The 21,521-nt window shown below is 70.5% G+C and carries 16 protein-coding genes and 1 tRNA gene; 7 read left to right on the forward strand and 10 right to left on the reverse strand.

Features of this window, described 5'->3' with window-relative positions; genetic code table 11:
- Positions 1-4: 4 nt before the first annotated feature.
- Complete coding sequence (nrtL, locus tag O3W51_RS09555; protein ID WP_138355978.1) at positions 5-1,024, reverse strand: ArgS-related anticodon-binding protein NrtL; 1,020 nt, start codon at positions 1,022-1,024, stop codon at positions 5-7.
- Positions 1,025-1,137: 113 nt separating this feature from the next.
- Positions 1,138-1,605, reverse strand: a complete 468-nt coding sequence (locus O3W51_RS09560) for a response regulator (protein WP_244809421.1) — start codon at positions 1,603-1,605, stop codon at positions 1,138-1,140.
- A gap of 222 nt (positions 1,606-1,827) precedes the next feature.
- Here O3W51_RS09560 and O3W51_RS09565 point away from each other — a divergent pair.
- Positions 1,828-1,899 (forward strand) — tRNA-Arg (locus O3W51_RS09565).
- Positions 1,900-2,115: 216 nt separating this feature from the next.
- On the opposite strand, the gene O3W51_RS09570 is transcribed toward O3W51_RS09565, so the two are convergent.
- From O3W51_RS09570 to metK, 6 genes are all read right to left on the reverse strand, one after another.
- A complete protein-coding gene (locus O3W51_RS09570; protein ID WP_198357672.1) occupies positions 2,116-3,798 on the reverse strand; it encodes a hypothetical protein in 1,683 nt (560 codons plus the stop codon).
- 85 nt (positions 3,799-3,883) lie between these two features.
- Complete coding sequence (gene ahcY, locus O3W51_RS09575) at positions 3,884-5,329, reverse strand: adenosylhomocysteinase (RefSeq protein WP_138355981.1); 1,446 nt, start codon at positions 5,327-5,329, stop codon at positions 3,884-3,886.
- Positions 5,307-6,230 (reverse strand): methylenetetrahydrofolate reductase [NAD(P)H], encoded by a 924-nt coding sequence (gene metF / locus O3W51_RS09580; RefSeq protein ID WP_138355999.1) that lies wholly within the window; start codon positions 6,228-6,230, stop codon positions 5,307-5,309. Before metF ends, ahcY begins: the two co-directional genes overlap by 23 nt.
- Positions 6,231-6,295: 65 nt before the next feature.
- Positions 6,296-9,784 (reverse strand): methionine synthase, encoded by a 3,489-nt coding sequence (gene metH, locus O3W51_RS09585; RefSeq protein WP_443048260.1) that lies wholly within the window; start codon positions 9,782-9,784, stop codon positions 6,296-6,298.
- Positions 9,781-10,773: a carbohydrate kinase family protein gene (locus O3W51_RS09590; protein ID WP_138355983.1), complete on the reverse strand. Its 993-nt coding sequence runs from the start codon at positions 10,771-10,773 to the stop codon at positions 9,781-9,783. The genes metH and O3W51_RS09590 overlap by 4 nt, the downstream gene beginning before the upstream one ends.
- 41 nt (positions 10,774-10,814) lie before the next feature.
- The gene (metK, locus tag O3W51_RS09595) at positions 10,815-12,014 is read right to left on the reverse strand and encodes a methionine adenosyltransferase (protein ID WP_138355984.1); all 1,200 of its coding nucleotides are present in this window, start codon (positions 12,012-12,014) and stop codon (positions 10,815-10,817) included.
- 211 nt (positions 12,015-12,225) lie between these two features.
- Between metK and O3W51_RS09600 the strand changes: the two genes are divergently transcribed.
- Complete coding sequence (locus tag O3W51_RS09600) at positions 12,226-12,792, forward strand: hypothetical protein (RefSeq protein ID WP_198357670.1); 567 nt, start codon at positions 12,226-12,228, stop codon at positions 12,790-12,792.
- 216 nt (positions 12,793-13,008) lie between these two features.
- Here the strand turns inward: O3W51_RS09600 and O3W51_RS09605 are convergent, their stop codons facing one another.
- Positions 13,009-13,260 (reverse strand): acyl-CoA carboxylase epsilon subunit, encoded by a 252-nt coding sequence (locus O3W51_RS09605; protein ID WP_138355986.1) that lies wholly within the window; start codon positions 13,258-13,260, stop codon positions 13,009-13,011.
- 5 nt (positions 13,261-13,265) lie between these two features.
- Positions 13,266-14,894, reverse strand: a complete 1,629-nt coding sequence (locus O3W51_RS09610; protein ID WP_187145015.1) for an acyl-CoA carboxylase subunit beta — start codon at positions 14,892-14,894, stop codon at positions 13,266-13,268.
- 294 nt (positions 14,895-15,188) lie between these two features.
- Between O3W51_RS09610 and O3W51_RS09615 the strand changes: the two genes are divergently transcribed.
- From O3W51_RS09615 to O3W51_RS09635, 5 genes are all read left to right on the forward strand, one after another.
- On the forward strand, positions 15,189-16,082 hold the full coding sequence (locus tag O3W51_RS09615; RefSeq protein WP_232485217.1) for an ACP S-malonyltransferase: 894 nt from the start codon (positions 15,189-15,191) through the stop codon (positions 16,080-16,082).
- A gap of 1 nt (position 16,083) precedes the next feature.
- A complete protein-coding gene (locus O3W51_RS09620) occupies positions 16,084-17,757 on the forward strand; it encodes an AMP-binding protein (RefSeq protein ID WP_138355988.1) in 1,674 nt (557 codons plus the stop codon).
- 22 nt (positions 17,758-17,779) lie between these two features.
- A complete protein-coding gene (locus O3W51_RS09625) occupies positions 17,780-19,312 on the forward strand; it encodes an AMP-binding protein (RefSeq protein ID WP_381586323.1) in 1,533 nt (510 codons plus the stop codon).
- Entirely contained in the window at positions 19,309-20,586 is a 1,278-nt protein-coding gene (locus tag O3W51_RS09630; protein ID WP_138355990.1) for a type III PLP-dependent enzyme, read from the forward strand. Before O3W51_RS09625 ends, O3W51_RS09630 begins: the two co-directional genes overlap by 4 nt.
- The coding region (locus tag O3W51_RS09635; RefSeq protein ID WP_269285171.1) for an acyl carrier protein at positions 20,586-21,521 on the forward strand (936 nt) is incomplete at its 3' end. The genes O3W51_RS09630 and O3W51_RS09635, both read left to right, overlap by 1 nt.

Consider the following 21,521-nt stretch of genomic DNA (forward strand, 5'->3'; position numbering starts at 1 on the left):
CTCCTCAGAGGTGTTCTGGCGCGCTGATGCCGAGCAGGTCCAGGCCGCCTGCCAGCACCGTGCCGGTCGCTTCGGCGAGCGACAGCCGGACACGGTGGGCGGCCAAGGGTTTCTCGTCGCCGCGCGGCAGCGGCGGGCACTCGTCGTGGAAGCGGAGGAAAGCGTCGGCGAGCCGTTCCAGATGGCGGGCGACCCGATCGGGGGCGCGGTGCCGGGCAGCGGTCTCTACGACACGGGGGTAGTCGGCGATCAGGCCGAGGAGGTCCGTCTCCGCGGGATGGTGAAACGTACCGTCCGAAGCGTCTGAGGAGGGTTCGATGCCCAGATCGTGGGCGTTGCGGAGCAGTGCCCGGCTGCGGGCGTGCGCGTAACGGACCCGGAAGAGCGGATTGCCGGAGCGCTGAGAGAGCAGGACGGCGGGATCCAGGGACGGTGTGTCGTCGGCCGGGGGGCGCAGTAGCGCCCAGCGGGCGGCGTCGGGGCCGAGGAGCTCGCAGAGCTGGGCGGCGGTGGCGCCGGCGGGACGGACGGAGACGGGTTCGGGGGGTGCGGGTTCGGTGGGGCCTTCAGCCCCGGTATTGGCACCGCAGGAACGCAGCAGCCGCTCCAGCGCCTCGGCGGTGACCGCCGCGCGGGGCTCGCCGTCATGGACGGGTGTCACGTTCGTGCCGGCGAGGGAGTCGCCGTGGCCGTAGGCCGCGCCCCGCTCCAGCACCTTGCGCACCACGTCCCCGTAGGCCGCCGCGTCGAGCGTGATGTTCAGGAAGCCGGGGCCCGCGATCACCACCTGAGCGATACCGGGTTCCGTCGCCAGCCGCTTGCGCAGCACCTCCGCGACCTCCCGCGGGGGGCACCCCGCGGCGCCCGCGAGCTGCAGCGCGACATTCGTCGCGTAGTCGCCGCACCCGGGCCGGGGTGGACGCTGCACGCTGATCCGGTCCGGCACCGTCACCCGCAGCTCATCGGCCGCGACGGCGCGGCGAACCGTGCTCAGAACAGCACGGGAGAGCTCAGCGGGGGTCACACGGAAAGGGTAGGCGAGGAGGGGGGTGCCCATGCGACCGGGTTTCGCCGCCCTCCACTCTTTCGCGAGCGGTGAAGGCGCCGGACGGGGCGGGCGTCACCCCACCCGCAACGTCAGCCGCAACCGGTACCGGGGGCCGCGGCCGCCTGGCCCTCGGTGGGCGCGCCGGCGGACGATTCACCACCGGGAGCGCCGGGGGCGCCCGGTGCGCCATGGGCCAGCCGCCGCACCATGTTCACCAGATCGGAGGGCTCGAACGGCTTCCCCAGGAACGCGTCCACCCCGGCCGCCACGCCGCGCTCGACCTCGAGCTGGGTGCACGCGCTGACGATCGCGATCCGTATGTCCCGCGTCCGCGCGTCGGACCGCAGCCGGGCCGCCGTACGCAGTCCGTCCAGCCGCGGCATCACCACATCGAGCGTGATCACATCGGGCTGCACCCGGTGGACGATGTCCAGGCATTCGGCACCATCAGCCGCGGTCACGACCTCGAAGCCCTCCAGCTCGAGATTGACCCTGATCAGCTGCCGGATGACCTTGTTGTCGTCGACCACAAGGACCCGGCCGGACACGCCCGGCACATCTCGAAGAGTAGGCGGGGCCATCGCGATCCGTCCGCGTTTTGCCCACTTCTTCCCCGTGAGAGGGAGCTTTCCGAACCCGCCCCCGCCCACCGCACCCCATGCGCTAAAGCCCTCCCCTACGACCCCCACCCCCTTCGGGCCAACACCCCAAAACCCTGTACCCAGGCACCATGCACAAGCTGGTAGGGTTTCACCCGTCACCGCTACTGCGGACGACACGCCCCCGTAGCTCAGGGGATAGAGCATCGGCCTCCGGAGCCGGGTGCGCAGGTTCGAATCCTGCCGGGGGCACTTCGCAAGAAGTGTCCGAGGACCCCGTAACCAGCGGAAACGCTGGGGACGGGGTCTTCGCGTATCTCCAGCCATATCCAGCCGAACGCCCTTCCGGGCAGACCTGTGTCGTCAGCGGGCGAGCTGTCGTTGCGTCATGCGGGCGGCGCCAGGAGGCGGATAGCGATCGGCATTCCGGATGTCCGGCGGGAGCAGTCGGGGCCTGGGTGTTCATGGTCAGGGCGTCGGGGTGAGGCGGGGGCCGCAGGGGTGGGTGGGGGTGGTGGCGCGGAGGTGGGTGGAGCGGGGGATGGCGGGGAGGGTGGTGTGTTGGAGGGCCGTGAGGCGGGTGGGGTCGGGGACGGCGGCGCGGCGGATCCAGTCGCCGGTGTCCGTCCGGGTGGAGAGCGGCACGTAGCCGTGGGCGGTGAGGGCTGCGGGGGTGAGGCCGGAGATGGCCGGCCAGGGGTGGTGGACGTGGATGAACGTGGGGCGCACGGTGTCGAAGACGTAGCTGCGCAGGCGGCTCGTGTCGTTCGCCGCGTAGGCGTCCGCGATGGCCGGGTCGGTGAGGCCCGCGAGGTCGGTGATGCGGAGCCGGCTGGTCAGGAGGGTGCCGCCGAGGTCGGGGAGCAGGAGGCCGGCGTCGGGTGGCAGGGCGAGCCGGTCTGCGTAGGTGTTGAACAACCGTCCGTAGCGGTCGGCGACGTAGCACATCGACAGCGTCGGGTCGGCCTGGAACTCCGCCGCGCGGGGCCGCTGTCCGGCCAGTGACAGGACGGATCCGACGAGGAGCGCCGACGCCAGGACCGCGCGTCCGCGCGGCCGTTCACGGTCCCATACGGTGACGGCGGCCAGCGCGCCGGCGAAGGCCGCGAGCGTCCATACCGGGGTCGCGAAGCGGTAGAGGGCCATCCAGTCGCGCTGCAGCGTCCCGTAGGCGGTCAGGGCAAGGGCGAGCGGGACGAGCACGGCGAGCAGCGCTCGGCGGCCCGGACCCGGGCGGGCGAGTGCGGCGGCCGTGCAGCCCAGCGCGGCGAGGACCAGGGTCCAGCCCGCGAAGGAGAGCAGCTCGGTGGTGCGGGCGAGGCCGGCCAGGTCCGGTGCCCGCTGGGCCTTCGCGACCGCGGTGTTGGGGACCCAGCGGCCGAACTCCGCATGCCTCCAGAGCAGATGAGTCGCGTAAGGGAGAGCGATGGTCGCTGTCGACAAAGCGATCGCACGAGCCATGCGCCGCCGGCGCGCGAGCAGCAGCGTCGTCAGGGGGTACGCGGCCGCGTAGATGATGCCGTCCGGGCGGGTGAGCGCGGCGAGCAGCGCGAGGAGGCCGGCCACGACGGCGGTGCCCGGCCGCAGCAGGGCGTCGCGGGCGACGGACCGGGCCAGCAGGGCCGCGAGGGTCGTGACGGCGAGGCCGTACAGCGGGTTCTCCAGTCCGGAGAACAGCCAGACCACCAGCGAGACGTTCCCGGCCATCGCCGCACCGGCGAGCAGCGTCACGGTCCACCCCCGCCCCGGCAGCACCGCCCGCGCCGCGAACGAAACCGCGGCCAGCATGCCGATCACGCACAGCAGCGCCAGCGCTTTGGGGAACCACACGAGGTCCGAGACCCCGAACAGCGCCCCGTGGTCGAACAGCCGCAGCCGCCGCCCGGCCACCAGCAGCGCCAGCCACGCCGGGTTGGAGTACCCCTCCACCGGCGGGGCACCGGCTTGCTGGGCCGGGCCGTACCCCTCGTCGATGCTGCGCGCGTAGGCGTACGTGATGGCCGCGTCGTCGACGATCCACTGCCCGAGCCGCAGCGCCTGCACCCCGACGAGGACGGCGCCCGCCAGGACCGCGGCCGGATCGGCGAGCGACCTCACGAGAGGGACGAGGAGGTTGAAGCGCGGCAGCCAGGACTGCGAGGTTCCGTTCACATGGAGATGAACCCCGCAGCGCCCGTCACGTCACGCCCTCCACCCACCGGTACCGGGTGGATCAGTGGCGATATCAGGAGTGGTGTCAGTAGCGGTAGTGGTCCGCCTTGTACGGGCCTTCGACCGGGACGCCGAGGTAGGCGGCCTGCTCCGGGCGCAGGGCGGTGAGCTTCACCCCGAGGGCGTCGAGGTGGAGGCGGGCGACCTTCTCGTCCAGGTGCTTGGGGAGCACATAGACACCGATGGGGTAATCGGCGGTCTTGGTGAAGAGTTCGATCTGGGCGATCGTCTGGTTGGCGAAGGAGTTCGACATCACGAAGGACGGGTGGCCGGTCGCGTTGCCGAGGTTCATCAGGCGGCCCTCGGACAGCACGATGATGGTGTGCCCGTCGGGGAACTTCCAGGTGTGGACCTGGGGCTTGACCTCGTCCTTGACGATGCCGGGGACCTTGGCGAGGCCCGCCATGTCGATCTCGTTGTCGAAGTGGCCGATGTTGCTGACGATGGCCTGGTGCTTCATCTTCGCCATGTCGGCGGCCATGATGATGTCCTTGTTGCCGGTCGTCGTCACGAAGATGTCACCCTCGGAGACGACCTCCTCCAGGGTCGTGACCTGGTAACCGTCCATCGCCGCCTGCAGTGCGCAGATCGGGTCGATCTCGGTGACGATCACCCGGGCGCCCTGGCCGCGCAGCGACTCCGCACAGCCCTTGCCGACGTCGCCGTAGCCGAGGACGACGGCGACCTTGCCGCCGATCAGCACGTCCGTGGCACGGTTGAGGCCGTCGATGAGCGAGTGGCGGCAGCCGTACTTGTTGTCGAACTTCGACTTGGTGACGGAGTCGTTGACGTTGATCGCGGGGAAGAGCAGGCCGCCGTCGCGCCGCATCTCGTAGAGCCGGTGGACGCCGGTCGTGGTCTCCTCGGTGACGCCCTTGATGAGGGCCGCCGTGGTGGTCCACTTGCCGGGGCTCTCCGCCTGGGTGCGGCGCAGCAGGTCGAGGATGTAGCCGTACTCCTCGGAGTCGCCCTCGGCGGAGTCCGGGACCGCGCCGGCCTTCTCGAACTCGACGCCCTTGTGGATCAGCAGCGTGACGTCGCCGCCGTCGTCCAGGATCATGTTCAGGCCGCCGTCGGGCCAGGTGACGGCCTGCTCGGCACACCACCAGTACTCCTCCATCGTCTCGCCCTTCCAGGCGAAGACGGAGGTGCCCTGCGGGTCCTCGGGCGTGCCGGTCGGGCCGACCGCGACCGCCGCCGCCGCGTGGTCCTGGGTGGAGAAGATGTTGCACGACGCCCAGCGGACCTCCGCACCCAGCGCGACCAGGGTCTCGATGAGGACGGCGGTCTGGATCGTCATGTGCAGCGAGCCGGTGATCCGCGCGCCGGCCAGCGGCTTGGACGCCGCGTACTCGGCGCGGATCGACATCAGACCGGGCATCTCGTGCTCGGCCATGATGATCTCCTTGCGGCCGTAAGCGGCGAGGGAGAGGTCCGCGACCTTGAAATCAGCGGCGGTGAGGGACGGCATCTGCGCTCCTTGTGTTCTGGTGGATCTCAAGCGTCGCGGTGGACCGGTTGAGGGTGATGTAGTGCAGGCCGGGGGCACCGGCGTCGAGCAGGCGCTGGGCCAGCCGCGTCGCGTGGTCCACCCCGATCCGGTGGGCGGTCGCCGGGGCGTCCTGCGCCGCCGCCAGCTGCTCGGCCAGCGCCGGCGGGAAGGTCGCGTCGCTCAGCTCCGCGAAGCGCCGGATCTGCCGGACGTCGGTGGCGGGCATGATCTCCGGGATGATCGGGGTGTCGCATCCCGCGGCGGCCACCCGGTCGCGCAGCCGCAGGTAGTCGTCCGCGTCGAAGAACATCTGGGTGATGGCGTAGTCGGCGCCCGCCCGGCACTTGTCGACGAAGTGCCGGATGTCGTCGTCCCAGTTCAGGGAGCGGGGGTGGCGTTCGGGGAAGGCCGCCACGCCGATGCTGAAGTCGCCGATGGAACGGACGAGTTCGACGAGGTCCGCCGCGTGGTCCAGGCCTCCGGGATGCCGCTGCCACGGGCCGCGCGGGTCGCCCGGCGGGTCGCCGCGCAGGACGAGGACGTCGCGGATCCCGGCGTCCGCGTACCGGCCGACGATCTGCCGCAGCTCCGCCACCGTGTGGCCGACCGCGGTCAGATGGGCGACCGGGCGCAGCGTCGTCTCGGTGGCGATCCGCCGGGTGACGTCCACGGTCCGGTCGCGCGAGGAGCCGCCGGCGCCGTAGGTGACGGACACGAAGGTGGGACCGACGGCCTCGATACGGCGGACCGCGTCCCACAGGACGCGCTCGCCCGCGTCCGTCTTCGGAGGGAAGAACTCGAACGAGAACGTGCGCTGCCCGGCGGCGAGGACATCGCGCAGGTTGTTACTGGTCGTCGGCGCATTCACAACGGGGGTCATAGCGGGGGTCATAGCGGTGATCAATGCGGTGGTCAATGCGGTGGTCATAGCGGGGACGGTCCTCCTCACGCCTTGTAGTAGCTGGCTTCCGGGTGGTGGATGACGATCGCGTCGGTGGACTGCTCCGGGTGCAGCTGGAACTCCTCGGACAGGACGACGCCGATACGTTCCGGCTTGAGAAGGTCCATGATCTTGGCGCGGTCCTCCAGGTCCGGGCAGGCCGGGTAGCCGAGCGAGTAGCGGCAGCCCTGGTACTCGGTGCGGAACATCGCGTCCAGGTTGTCCGGGTCGGCGCCCGTGATCCCCAGTTCGGTGCGGATCCGGGCGTGCCAGTACTCGGCCAGCGCCTCGGTCAACTGGACGGAGAGACCGTGCAGTTCGAGATAGTCGCGGTAGGCGTTGGCGGCGAACAGCTCGTTCGCCACCTCGGAGACCCGGTTCCCCATGGTCACGACGGTGAGCGCGATGACATCGGGCTCACCGCTGCCCTCGGGGCGGAAGAAGTCCGACAGGCAGAGGTGCCGGTCGCGGTGCTGGCGGGGGAACGTGAAGCGGTGGCTCTCGCCGCCGGTCTTCTCGTCCAGGATGATCAGGTCGTCGCCCTTGGACACGCAGGGGAAGTAGCCGTAGACCACGGCCGCCTCCAGCATGTTCTCGGTGTGCAGCCGGTCCAGCCACATCCGCAGCCGCGGCCGGCCCTCCGTCTCGACCAGTTCCTCGTACGAAGGCCCGCCGCCACGGCCGGACTTCAGGCCCCACTGGCCCATGAACGTGGCCCGCTCGTCCAGCCAGGAGGAGTACTCCGCGAGCGGAATGCCCTTCACGATCCGCGTCCCCAGGAACGGCGCCTTCGGGACGGGGTTGTCGGCGGCCACGTCGGAGCGGGCGGGCAGCGGTTCCGGGGCCACCGGGCCGCGTGCGGGACGGTCCACGGCGGCCACGCGGCGCTGCTTGAGCTCGGGAAGGGTGGCGCCGGGGACGCCGCGCTTGACGGCGATCAGCGCGTCCATCAGCCGCAGGCCTTCGAACGCGTCGCGGGCGTAGCGGACCTCGCCCTCGTAGATCTCGTGCAGGTCCTGCTCGACATAGGCGCGGGTCAATGCTGCGCCACCCAGAATGACGGGGTAGTCGGCGGCCATCTTGCGCTGGTTGAGCTCCTGCAGGTTCTCCTTCATGATCACGGTGGATTTCACCAGGAGACCCGACATCCCGATCACATCGGCCTTGTGCTCGGTCGCCGCGTCCAGGATCGCCGCCACCGGCTGCTTGATGCCGAGGTTCACGACGTTGTAGCCGTTGTTGGACAGGATGATGTCGACCAGGTTCTTGCCGATGTCATGGACGTCGCCACGGACCGTGGCCAGCACGATGGTGCCCTTGCCGTCGGCGTCGGACTTCTCCATGTGCGGTTCGAGGTAGGCGACCGCGGTCTTCATGACCTCCGCGGACTGCAGCACGAACGGCAGCTGCATCTGACCCGAACCGAACAGCTCACCGACGACCTTCATACCCTCCAACAACGTGTCATTGACGATCCGCAGAGCCGACTGAACGGTCAGCGCCTCATCGAGATCCTGCTCCAGACCGTTCTTCTCCCCGTCGATGATCCGCCGCTGCAACCGCTCGTCCAGCGGCAGCGCAGCCAGTTCCTCCGCACGGCCGGCCTTGACGGACTTCATGTCGACGCCCTCGAACGCCGCCAGGAAAGCCTGCAACGGGTCATAACCCTCACGACGCCGGTCATGGACCAGATCCAGCGCGATCTCCCGCTGCTCCTCAGGAATGCGGGCGATCGGCACGATCTTGCTGGCGTGCACGATCGCGGAGTCCAGGCCGGCGTCCACACACTCGTTCAGGAAGACCGAGTTCAGCACGACACGGGCGGCCGGATTCAGGCCGAAGGAGATGTTCGACAGACCCAGCGTCGTCTGCACCATCGGATGGCGGCGCTTCAGCTCACGGATCGCCTCGATCGTCGAGATCCCGTCCTTGCGGGACTCCTCCTGACCGGTCGCGATCGTGAAGGTCAGACAGTCGACGAGGATGTCCGATTCAAGGATGCCCCAGTTGGTGGTCAGGTCCTCGATGAGCCGCTCCGCGATGGCGACCTTGTGCTCCGGGGTGCGGGCCTGGCCCTCCTCGTCGATCGTCAGCGCGATCAGCGCGGCACCATGTTCGGCCGCCAGCGCCGTGATCTGCGCGAACCGGGACTCGGGACCGTCACCGTCCTCGTAGTTCACGGAGTTGATGACCGCCCGACCACCCAGCTTCTCCAACCCCGCCCGCAGCACCGGGACCTCGGTGGAGTCCAGCACGATCGGCAGCGTCGACGCCGTCGCGAAACGGCCCGCGACCTCGGCCATGTCCGCGACCCCGTCACGCCCGACGTAGTCCACGCACAGGTCCAGCAGGTGCGCGCCCTCGCGGATCTGGTCGCGGGCCATCTCGACGCAGTCGTCCCAGCGCCCTTCGAGCATCGCCTCACGGAACTTCTTCGAGCCGTTGGCGTTCGTCCGCTCACCGATCGCCAGATACGACGCGTCCTGCCGGAACGGGACGGTCTGGTAGAGCGAGGCGGCGCCCGGCTCGGGGCGCGGGCTGCGCTGCACGACATCCAGGCCCCGCACCCGCTCCACGACCTGGCGCAGGTGCTCGGGGGTGGTGCCGCAGCAGCCGCCGACCAGCGACAACCCGTACTCGCCCACGAACGTCTCGTGCGCGTCCGCCAGTTCCTCCGGCGACAGCGGGTAGTGCGCACCGTCCTTGCCCAGCACCGGCAGGCCGGCGTTCGGCATGCAGGAGACGGCGATACGGGCGTGCCGGGCAAGATACCGCAGGTGCTCGCTCATCTCGGCGGGGCCGGTGGCGCAGTTCAGCCCGATCATGTCGATGCCGAGCGGCTCCAGCGCCGTCAGCGCCGCGCCGATCTCGGAGCCGAGCAGCATCGTGCCCGTCGTCTCCACCGTGACCTGGCAGATCAGCGGCAGGTGGATGCCCGCGGAGCTCATCGCCCGCCGGGCGCCGACGATGGCGGCCTTGGTCTGGAGCAGGTCCTGGGTGGTCTCCACCAGGATCGCGTCCGCGCCGCCCTCGATGAGGCCGGCGACGTTCTCCTCGTAGCCGTCCCGCAGCAGTGCGTAGGGGGCGTGGCCGAGGGTCGGGAGCTTGGTGCCCGGCCCGACGGAGCCGAGCACCCAGCGCGGCCGGTCGGGCGTGGCGAAGCCGTCCGCCACCTCGCGGGCCAACCGGGCACCGGAGACCGAGAGTTCATGAATGCGGCCGGGGATGTCGTACTCCCCCAGTGCCGCCAGGTTCGCCCCGAAGGTGTTGGTCTCGACGCAGTCGACACCCGCCGCGAAGTACTCCTCGTGCACCGACCGGACGATGTCCGGCCGGGTGACGTTCAGAACCTCGTTGCACCCCTCCAGGTTCTCGAAGTCGTCCATCGACGGGTCCTGCGCCTGGAGCATCGTGCCCATGGCGCCGTCGCCCACCACCACCCGCGACGCGAACGCGTCCCGCAGCAGCCGCACCCTCTCCTGGCTCACGCTCACAGGGACCTCGCCAGGTAGGACAGCCGCGGTTCGAGCTCGGTGGCGGACTCGGTGCCGTAGCCGGTCCGCAGCCGGGTGAGGAGGTCGGTGCGGTCCAGGTGGTACTCCTGGGTGCCGACCGATTCGAGGACGACGGTGGCCAGGGCGCAGCCCAGTTCGGCCGAGCGCCGGAGGGTGAGATCCCAGGTGACGCCGGCCAGGAACCCGGCGCGGAAGGCGTCGCCGACCCCGGTGGGTTCGGTGGCGCCGGTGGTCGGGGCGGCCGGTACGAGGAGCGGTGCCTCGCCCGCGCGCTCGATGCGGACACCCTTGGCGCCGAGCGTGGTGATCCAGGTGCCGACGTGCTGGAGCACCTGGTCGGCGCTCCAGCCGGTGCGTTCCTGGAGGAGCGCCGCCTCGTACTCGTTGCTGAAGAGGAAGCGTGGGCCATCGAGGAGCAGCCGTACCGGCTCCCCGTCCAGCCGGGCGAGTTGCTGCGAAGGATCGGCCGCGAAGGGAATGCCCAGCTCACGGCATTCTGCGGTGTGCCGGAGCATCGCCTCGGGGTCGTTGGGCGCGACGACGACCAGGTCGAGGGCGCCGGCGCGTTCCGTGACGGGGGCGAGGGCGATCCGGCGGGCCTCGGCCATGGCGCCCGCGTAGAACGTGGCGATCTGGTTCTGCACCGAGTCGGTGGTGCAGACGAAGCGGGCCGTCTGGTGCTCGTGGGAGACCTGGACGGAGTCGGTGTCGACGCCGTGCTGCTTGAGCCAGACCTGGTAGTCGGCGAAGTCCGGGCCGACCGCGCCGACCAGCACCGGGGCGAGGCCGAGCTGCCCCATGCCGAAGGCGATGTTGGCCGCCACCCCTCCCCGCCGGACCTCCAGGGTGTCGGCGAGGAAGGACAGGGACACGTTCTGGAGCTGGTCGGCGACCAGGTGGTCGGTGAACCGACCGGGGAAGACCATCAGATGGTCGGTTGCGATGGATCCTGTGATGGCGGTGCGCATCTCAGTCACTCACTCCTCCGGTGCTCTTCCTCGGCCGGCTGTCAGAGACCGGCGGCCTGGCGGAGTTTGGCCGCCCGGTCGGTGGACTCCCAGGTGAAGTCGGCGTCCGTCCGGCCGAAGTGGCCGTAGGCGGCGGTCTGCGCGTAGATGGGCCGCAGCAGGTCGAGGTCACGCACGATGGCGGCCGGGCGCAGGTCGAAGACCTGGCTGACGGCGTCCTGGATGCGGGCCACGGGGATGGTCTCGGTGCCGAACGTCTCGACGAACAGCCCGACGGGGGCGGCCTTGCCGATGGCGTAGGCGACCTGCACCTCGCAGCGCGTCGCCAGATCGGCGGCGACGACGTTCTTGGCGACCCAGCGCATCGCGTAGGCGGCGGAACGGTCCACCTTGGACGGGTCCTTGCCGGAGAACGCGCCGCCACCGTGCCGGGCCATCCCGCCGTACGTGTCGACGATGATCTTCCGGCCGGTCAGCCCGGCGTCACCCATCGGACCGCCGACCTCGAACCGTCCGGTCGGGTTGACGAGGAGCCGGTAGCCCTCCGTCGACAGCGTGAGGCCGAGGGCTTCCAGCTCGGGCTCGACGACGAACTCCCGGATGTCCGGGGCGAGCAGGGAGTCCAGGCTGATGTCGGGCGCGTGCTGGCTGGAGATCACGACGGTGTCGAGGCGGACGGCCTTGCTGCCGTCGTACTCGATGGTGACCTGGGTCTTGCCGTCCGGGCGCAGATACGCCAGCCGGCCGCTCTTGCGAACCGCGGAGAGCCGGCGGGAGAGGCGGTGGGCGAGGGCGATGGGCAGCGGCATCAGCTCGGGGGTGTCGTCGCACGCGTAGCCGAACATCAGGCCCTGGTCACCGGCGCCCTGGCGGTCGAGGTCGTCCTCGCCGCCCTCCACCCGCGACTCGTACGCGGTGTCGACGCCCTGCGCGATGTCCGGGGACTGTGCACCGATCGAGACGGACACACCGCACGAAGCCCCGTCGAACCCCTTCGCGGAGGAGTCGTACCCGATATCCAGCACCGTCTGCCGCACGATCGCCGGGATATCGGCATACGCGGACGTGGTGACCTCACCGGCGATATGTACCTGACCGGTCGTGATCAGGGTTTCGACGGCGACCCGGGCGGTGCGGTCCTGCCCGAGGAGTGCGTCGAGGACGGAGTCACTGATCTGGTCGGCGATTTTGTCGGGGTGTCCCTCGGTAACCGATTCCGACGTGAAAAGGCGGCGGGCCATGGATTCCTCCAGATGCGTATCCAACGCTCCGGTGGACCGTGGAGCGATATCCACGAGAGCGTGCGATCGGCTCCTTGCGGACGGCTAAAGCGAAACCTGTGCACGGCCCGCCCGACGGGGGTAGCCTTTTTTGATGCCCTTGCGGGCTGTGGATCGCTTTAGGGGCGCTTTAGTCCCGCCTGTCGCAATGGATGCGAGAAAGGAGCTATCCATGACCCGCTACCTCATCAGCTTCCTCCCGTGGATCGCCTATGCCTTCGTCGCCACAAGCGATGACTGGCGCAAGGGTGCACTGGTCGGGCTCGGGATCGCCACAGTGGTGATCTGGCGCGATCGCAAGTCCGGCAAGAACTGGGACGAGATGGTGATCGAGACCAGCGCGTTCGTGTTCTTCGCGGGGATCGCCTGGCTGTCCTACGCGCAACCGGACTCGGATCTGGTCCGTTACGGGCCGGCTCTTGTCGACGCATGGCTCGCCCTGACCGCCTGGGGCTCGCTGCTCATCCGTCGGCCGTTCACCCTCGGCATCGCACGCAAACTCGTACCGGAGAAGGTCGCCCGCACGGAGGCGTTCTACCGGACCAACGCCGTCATCACGCAGGTGTGGGGGCTCGCCTTCGCGGCCGCCGCCGTCGTGCTGGCCTTCATCATCCACGCCGACGCGCACGCGACGACGCCCATGATCGTCGTCAAGGTCGCCAGCTTCGTGATTCCCGTGCTCTTCACGATCCGCTACCCCAAAGCCGTCGCCGCGCGCCGAGCGCACCAGACGGCCTGACCCCAACCCGCGCCAACGCTCCCCCCACCGTCCCACCGCCTCAGTGAGTGAGGCGGTGGGTTCAGTGTTGCCCGCCCGTTGCCCGCCCTTGCCCGCCCGTTGCCCGGCCCAGCAGTTCAGCGCTGCGGACCGCACGCTGCGGACCCATACGGTGGACATACGGCTGTGCCCCGGATCCGCAGCGGATCCGGGGCACAGGCGGAGAGTTCGTGGCTGTCAGCCGTAGGCCCAGGCGCCCGGCGGGCTGTAGCTGTCGGGGGTCCAGCGCGGCGGCCGGCTGCTCTGGCCGCCGCGCCCGCCCTGGTCGTCGTCGGCCACGGCCTTCTGCCGGAGGACCGCGAGCAGGGCGACCGTCGCGGCGGCCACCTGTTCGTCGTCCGGCTCGCCGCGGACGAACTGGATGAGCAGTTCGTCCGCGGCCACGTCTGCTGCCGGCTCCTCTGCGGCCGGTGCGCCCGGTGTCGTCATCGCCGTCACACCGGCGGGTTTCCGTGCTTGCGGGACGGGAGCGTGGCGTGCTTCGTGCGGAGCATCGCCAGCGAGCGGATCAGCACGGAACGGGTCTCCGCCGGGTCGATGACGTCGTCGACGAGGCCGCGCTCCGCCGCGTAGTAGGGGTGCATCAGTTCCTCCTGGTACTGCTTGATGCGCTCGGCGCGGACCGCGTCCGGGTCGTCGGCCGCGGCGATCTCGCGCCGGAAGACGACGTTGGCGGCGCCCTCCGCACCCATGACCGCGATCTCGTTGGTCGGCCAGGCGAAGGACAGGTCGGTGCCGATGGACCGTGAGTCCATGACGATGTACGAACCGCCGTAGGCCTTGCGGAGGATGACCTGGATGCGCGGCACGGTGGCGTTGCAGTACGCGTACAGCAGCTTCGCGCCGTGCCGGATGATGCCGCCGTGCTCCTGCGCGCTGCCGGGCAGGAAGCCCGGCACGTCGACGAGGGTGACCAGCGGAATGCTGAACGAGTCGCACATCTGGACGAAGCGTGCGGCCTTTTCCGACGCGTTGATGTCCAGGACGCCCGCCAGTGAAGCCGGCTGGTTGGCCACGATGCCGACCACCTGGCCGTCCAGCCGCGCCAGCGCACAGACGATGTTGGTGGCCCAGGCGGCGTGCACCTCGAAGAAGTCGCCGTCGTCGACGATCTCCTCGATCACCGGCCGGATGTCGTAGGCGCGGTTGGCGTCGGCCGGCACCAGTTCCAGCAGCGACTCGTTGCGGCGGTCGGCCGGGTCGGCCGTCGCGACGGCCGGCGGCAGTTCCCGGTTGTTCGAGGGCAGCAGCGAGAGCAGATAGCGGACTTCGGCGAGGCACTCGGCCTCGTCCTCGTAGACGAACTGCGCCGCGCCGGAGATCGACGCGTGCACGTCGGCGCCGCCGAGCTGGTCGTGGGAGATCTTCTCGCCGGTGACGGCCTGCACCACATCGGGCCCGGTGATGTACATCTGCGAGGTGCCGCGCACCATGAAGACGAAGTCGGTGAGCGCCGGCGAGTAGGTGGCGCCGCCCGCGCACGGGCCGAGCATCACGCTGATCTGCGGGATGACACCCGACGAGCGGACGTTGCGGCGGAAGATGCCGCCGTATCCGGCGAGTGCGGTGACGCCTTCCTGGATCCGGGCCCCGGCGCCGTCGCTGAGGCTGACCAGGGGTGCGCCGGCCGATTCGGCCAGGTCCATCACCTTGTGGATCTTCTCGGCGTGGGCCTCGCCCAGCGAGCCGCCGAAGATCCGGAAGTCATGGGCGTAGACGAAGACCGTGCGGCCCATGACCTCGCCCCAGCCGGTCACCACACCGTCGGTGTAAGGGCGCTTGTTCTCCAGGCCGAAGCCGGTGGCACGGTGCCGGCGCAGCGGTTCGATCTCGGTGAACGTGCCCTCGTCGAAGAGCAGTTCCAGCCGCTCGTGGACGGTCAGCTTGCCCTTGGCCCACTGCTGCTCCGTGGCACGCGGGCCCGGTCCGTCCCTGACCGTCTGTTTGACCAGGTTGAGCAGCGCGACCCGGGACCGCGGGTCCTGGCGGGGTGGCGGGAGCTGTCCCGTCACCGGGGCCAGCGTCTGCGGCCGGGTCGAGGTCATGTCCTCGGCAATGGTCATGGTTCGGTTCACCCATCCACTCGGTCAGGTCCACTCGGTCAGGCGATCGAAGCGATTTCGGAAACAGCCTGAACCTCATTGAAGCCGTGGCTTCGAAGCAGGTGCCACAGCGTCGACCCCCTACCCTCTGCCCGCCCACCCCTATTCCCAGTCCGGTATGGGTGTTGCTAAGGGGCGCGGGCGGGGAGACATAGGGGTTACTCCCCCTTGCGACAGCCCGTAGAAAAGACCGGACGAGGCCAGTTCGCGACAAGGCGGGTTTCAGCGATGACTACGGCAATGGTGTTTCCAGGAATGGGTCCCACCCGTTTCTCCGACCTGGGCAGGTTTCTGCTTCTGAATACCTTTGCCCGAGATCTGCTGCCGATCGCCGACGAGGCCCTGGGCTACTCGGTGTTCGACCGGTTCCGCGAGTCCGGCGAGGATTATTCGGAGGCGGCGCAGGTCGCCTTCATGGTTGCCTCCACGGCGCTCGCCCAGTGGGCCCGCGCCGAACTGGGCGCCGAGGCCGAGATCTGCGCGGGACCCAGCTTCGGCGAGAAGCCGCTGATGGCGTTCTGCGGTGCGCTGGACTTCCCCGACGCGGTGGTGATGACGGCCCGGCTGGCCCGTTGCACCGCCGACTACTTCGCCACCGAGCACCGGGACGTGGTCACCCAGTCCTTCGTCCGGGCCCCCGTCGACGGGCTGCGTGAGCTGCTCGCCGGGATGGACGAGCGGGGCGAGTGGTACGACCTGTCCTGCCGCCTGGACAAGGGCTTCGAGATGATCTCGCTGCGCGAGGAGCATCTGGAGGCGTTCACCGGACGGTTGCGGAAGATCGGTTCGCTGCCGCTGTACGCGATGCGCCCGCCGATGCACTCCTCGCTCTTCACCGGGCTGCGCGACCGGGCGGCCGTCGAGGTCATCGACGCCCTGCCGCTGCGCGACCCCGATCTGCCGGTGCTCGCCGACCAGGACGGCCGGCTCATCGACACCGCCGAGGGGCTCAGGACGATGCTCCGGGACCACTTCGTGAAGCCGGTCGACTGGCCGGCGGTCCTCGCCGAGCTGGGCCGGCGCGGGGTGACGCGGCTCGTGGTGGCCGGCCCCGACGCCCTGTTCAGCCGGGTCGAGTGCGCGGTGCGCAACTTCGACGTCGTCCTGGCCGATCCGAAGCACGCGATGCGTCCCAAGGCAGGTGTCTGACATGAGCGTCATCACGGAGACGGGATCGACGACCGCAGCGGCGGAATCCACCGGACCGACGGCGGCCGCCCTCGACCACACCCTGCACGGCCGGTTCCTGCGCGGCCTCGCGATCGCCCCCGACCGCCCGGCCTTCCGGGTCGGCGGCGTGGACGTCAGCTACACCGAGGCCCACGAGCGCGCCCTCGCCTGGGCGGGTGCCCTCCGGCACGCGGCTCCCGCTGGATCCGGAGGACCGCGCGTCGTCGCCATCCTGGCCACCAAGACCCCTGAGGCCTACATCGGACTGCTGGCCGCCCTCTACCTGGGCGCCGTGGCCGTCCCGGTGAACCCGGACTTCCCCGCCGCCCGCAACCGTTCGATCCTCACGGCGGCCGGCGTCGACGCGGTGATCACCGACCGGCGCGGACTGGCCGCCCTCGACGTCCTGACGGCGGACCAGGACGACCGCGACGCCGCGGACGGCCCGCTGCTCGTGCTCGTCCCGGGCGCGGAACCGCGCCCGGACGTCATCACGGCCACCCCGCGGGAGACCGCCCTCGCGGCGCCGCTGCCGGCCGACGCCGAGGACACCGCGTACATCCTGTTCACGTCCGGCTCGACCGGCCGCCCGAAGGGCGTGCCCACCAGCCACCGCGCGGCCGACAGCTACTTCCGCACGCTGGACGCGCGGTACGGCTTCGGACCCGACGACGTGTTCTCGCAGACCTTCGACCTGACCTTCGACTGCGCCATGTTCGACCTGTTCTGCGCCTGGGGCGCGGGCGGCTGTGTCGTCCCGATCCCGATGCAGGCGTACCGGGACCTGCCGGAGTTCCTGGCCGAGCAGCGGATGACGGTGTGGTTCTCGACCCCCGGCGGCATCGCGCTGGCCCGCCGCACCGGCGCCCTGTCGCCGGGCGCGCTGCCCGGGCTGCGCTGGAGCCTGTTCGCGGGCGAGCCGCTGCACCGGCAGGACGCGGAGGACTGGCTGCGGGCCGCACCGCAGTCCGTGGTCGAGAACCTGTACGGGCCGACGGAGCTGACGATCACCGTCACCGCGCACCGGCTGTCGCCCGGGACCCCGGACGAGCGGTACGTCAACGGCGTCGTCCCGATCGGCCCGGTGCACGAATCGCTCGGCCGGCTGCTGCTCGCTCCGGACGGATCGGTGGACGCCGGAACCGACGGTGGCGGGAGCGAGGCCGCTGAGGGCGAACTGTGCATCACCGGGCCGCAGATGTTCTCCGGCTACCTCGACCCTGCCGAGGACAAGGGCCGCTTCCTGGAGCACGACGGACGGCGCTGGTACCGGACCGGGGACCGCGTACGCCGGTACCCGGACGGCGAGATCGCCTACGTGGGGCGGGCCGACGACCAGGTGCAGGTGCAGGGCTGGCGGGTGGAGCTCTCCGAGGTCAGCCACAGCGTGCGCCGGCTGCCGGGGGTCGAGGACGCCGTCACGGTGGCCGCGGCCGTCGGAGGCAGCCATGAGCTCGTCACGTTCTACACCGGTGAGCCCGCCGCATCGGCCGACCTGGCCCGCCGGTTGACCGCGGACCTGCCGAAGGCGATGGTCCCCCGGCTCTTCCAGCACCTGGAGGAGTTCCCGATGAACCCCAACCGGAAGATCGACCGGTCCACTCTCAGGTCCCGCGCCGAGGCGCTGCTGGACCGCGGCCGGATTCGCAGCTGACAAGGAGATGACCGTGACCACCGTGGACACCGTGAGCGACCACACCGACCGCGCCGCCGACACCCGGCGGCTGCTGCACGAACTGCTGGACACGACGGCGGCCCTGCGGCCCCGGAACATCGCCGTACGCGACTCCAGGGACGCCTGGACCTGGGAGAACCTGGTCCAGCAGAGCCACACCGTGGCCGGCTGGCTGCGCGAGCAGGGGGTGGGCCCGGGCGACCGTATCGTCGTCCGGCTGCCGAACGTCCGCGAGATGGTGGCGCTGCTCTACGCCGCCTCCCGCGTCGGGGCGGCCCTCGTGCCGATCAGCGCGGAGATGAAGGAGTTCCACCTCAAGGCCGTCATCGCCAACTGCGAGCCCCGCGTGGTCGTGGTCGTGGACGGCCTGGCCGAGGGTGTGCAGGCGTTGACGGAGGTGCCCGTGCACGAGGTGGGCGCCCTCTGGGCCGCCGCCACCGACACGGAGGTGCGCGTCACGTCCGAGGCGACATCGGTCGACTCCCCCGCCGTCCTCATCTACACCTCGGGCAGCACCGCCACCCCGAAGGGCATCGTCTGCCCGCACGCGCAGATGTCCTTCGCCGCCGACGCCATCAACCAGGTGCTCGGCTACCGCGGGGACGACGTCGTCTTCTGCCGCGTCCCGCTCTCCTTCGACTACGGCCTGTTCCAGGTGCTGCTGACCTGCCTGTCCGGCGCCGAACTCGTCCTCGCCGACGGGGAGGCCGACCCCAAGCTGCACATCCTGATCCGCGAGACCGGCGCGACCATCCTGCCGCTCGTCCCCTCGCTCGGCGGCCCGCTGATCCGGCTCGCCGAGCGCGACCCGCGCCCGACCAAGCTGCGGATGTTCACCAGCACCGGCGCCGCGCTGGAGCAGCGGATCATCGACGGGCTGTGGCGCTGCTTCCCCGACGCCCGCGTCGTCCGGATGTACGGCATCTCCGAGTGCAAGCGGATCACCGTCATGCCGCCCGACGAGGACCGTACGCGGCCCGGCTCGTCCGGCCGCCCGCTCCCGGGCACCCAGGTGACCATCCTCGACGAGGAGGGCAACGAGGTCCCGGCCGGCGGCAGCGGCGAGATCACCGTCACCGGACCGAACGTCATGGCCGGCTACTGGCGGCTGCCCGAGATCACCGCCCGCACCTTCCGCACCGACCCGGAGACGGGCGTCACCCGCCTGCACACCGGTGACTACGGCTCGCTGGACGCGGACGGCTATCTGTACTTCGAGGGCCGCCGCGACGACATGTTCAAGCGCAAGGGCATGCGGGTCAGCACCATCGAGATCGAAGCCGCCGCCATGGACATCCCGGGGGTGCGGAACGCCGCGGCCCTCAAGCCGACCGCCGACCGCGACCTGCTGCTGTTCGTCGCCGCCGACCTGCCGCCGCAGACCGTGCTGCGCGAGCTGGCGCAGCGGCTCGAGGCCGTCAAGGTCCCGTCGCTGTGCAAGGTCATCGACGACTTCCCGCTGACCGCCAACGGCAAGAACGCCAAGCAGCAGCTCGAGGCGCTGCTCGTGGCGGAAGAGCTGGCCGCAGGATGACCATCACCGAGGCCACGGCCGTTGTGACGGACGAGGTGCTGGTCGCGCGCTACGGATCACCGCTCTACGTCTACGACCTGGACCGGGTCATCGCCGCCCGCGACGATCTGCGGGCCGCCCTGCCGGAGCAGTTCACCCTCTTCTACTCCCTGAAGGCCAACCCGCACCCCGGGCTGGTCCGCGCCCTCGGCGAGGGCGACGGGGCGTGCCGCGCCGAGGTGTGCTCGACCGGCGAGCTGGCGTCCGCGCTCGAAGCCGGTCACCGCGCCGACCGGATCCTCTACTCCGGTCCCGGCAAGACGGCGGAAGAGATCTCCGTCGCGCTGACCGCGGGCGTCCGCACCTTCTCCGTCGAGTCGCTCGGCGACCTGCAACGACTGGGCGCGCAGGCGGTACTCCACGGCACCACCGCCGACGCCCTGATCCGCGTCAACAGCGCGGCGGCCGCGGCCACCACCAGCATCCGGATGACCGGTACGCCCTCCCAGTTCGGCTTCGACGCGGAAGGTCTCTCCGACCTGCTGCCGGAGATCCGCGCGGTGGAGGGGATCCGTGTCGCGGGCGCGCACTTCTTCCCCCTCAGCAACTCCAAGGACGAGGCGAGTCTCATCGCCGAGTTCCAGGAGACCATCCGCGGAGCGGCCCGCCTGGAGGCCGAACTCGGCACGCCACTGAGCCTGTTGGACATCGGCGGGGGCTTCGCCGCCCCGTACTCGGTGCCCGGGAGCCGGCCCGTCTACGGGAATCTGCGCGCCGCACTGGAGGAGACCCTCGACGAGCACTTCCCGCGGTGGCGGCAGGGCGTCCCGGAGATCGCCTGCGAGTCGGGGCGCTATCTGGTCGGCGACAGCGGCCGGCTGCTGACCACGGTCACCAACGTCAAGCAGAGCCGCGGCCGGACCTTCGCGGTGCTGGACGCGGGCATCAACACCCTCGGCGGCATGGCCGGTCTGGGGCGGCTGCTACCGCTCTCGGTCGAGCCCAAGGCCGGCCGGCGGGACGGCGGCGGCGAAGCGGCGGAGGAGACCGTCGTGACCCTCGCCGGGCCGCTGTGCACCCCCGGTGACCTGCTCTCCCGGTCCGCCCGCATGCCCCTCCCGCGGCCCGGCGACGTGATCGCCGTACCCAACGTGGGCGCGTACGGGCCCACCGCGAGCCTGCTGCTGTTCCTCGGCCGTCCCGCGCCGGCCGAAATCCTGCTCAGAGCCGGTGAAGTGACGTCGGCATCGCGCCTGATCTCTTCCCGCGCAGAAATCGACACTGGAGTTCAGTGATGAGCGAGTCCGCATCCCACGAGTCCACCGCAGACGGCTCCGCCGTCGATCCGGCCGACCGGGCCGAGCTGGTCGATCTGGCCGCACTGGCCGGCCTGGCCGAGGCGGAGCAGTACCGACGCCTTCTCGCGGTGGTCCGAAGGGAGGCGGAAGCGGCGCTGCGCAAGGCCGGTCGGGAGGGGCAGTTCCCTCTCGACCTGTCGCAGCCGTTCCTGCAGCTCGGCTTCGACTCGCTGGCCGTCGTCGATCTGCACCGCCGGCTCAGCGACGCGACGGGTCTCGACCTGCCGATCACCATCGCCTTCGACCACCCGACGCCGACCGCGCTGGCCAGGCAGCTGATGTGGGAGATCTTCGGCGTCCGGTTCGACGGCCGTACGGCGGGCGAGGTCGCTTCGCGTCAGGCCGACCCTGCTGTGGGCTCGGCTTCCGGCTCCGGTTTCGACGAGCCGATCGCGATCGTCGGGATGGCGTGCCGCTACCCGGGCGGCATCAGCTCGCCCGAACAGCTGTGGGACCTGGTGGTGTCGGGCCGGGACGCCATCGGCACGCTGCCCACCGACCGCGGCTGGGACGTGGAGGGCCTCTACGACCCGGATCCGGACGCGCCTGGCAAGACGTACACGCGGGAAGGCGGTTTCCTTTACGGAGCGGCCGAGTTCGACGCCGACTTCTTCGGCATCAGCCCGCGCGAGGCCGCCTCCATGGACCCGCAGCAGCGCCTCACCCTGGAGACCTCCTGGGAGGCGTTCGAGCGGGCCGGCATCGACCCGGCCGGGCTGCGGGGATCGGCGACCGGCGTCTTCGTCGGGGCCGAACCGCAGGAGTACGGGCCCCGGCTACACCAGGCGCCCGAGGGCTACGAGGGCTATCTGCTCACCGGCAGCGCCACCAGCGTGATCTCGGGGCGCGTCGCTTACACCCTGGGCCTGGAA

Source organism: Streptomyces sp. H39-C1, assembly GCF_027158125.1.
In the GTDB taxonomy this organism is placed as follows: domain Bacteria; phylum Actinomycetota; class Actinomycetes; order Streptomycetales; family Streptomycetaceae; genus Actinacidiphila; species Actinacidiphila fildesensis.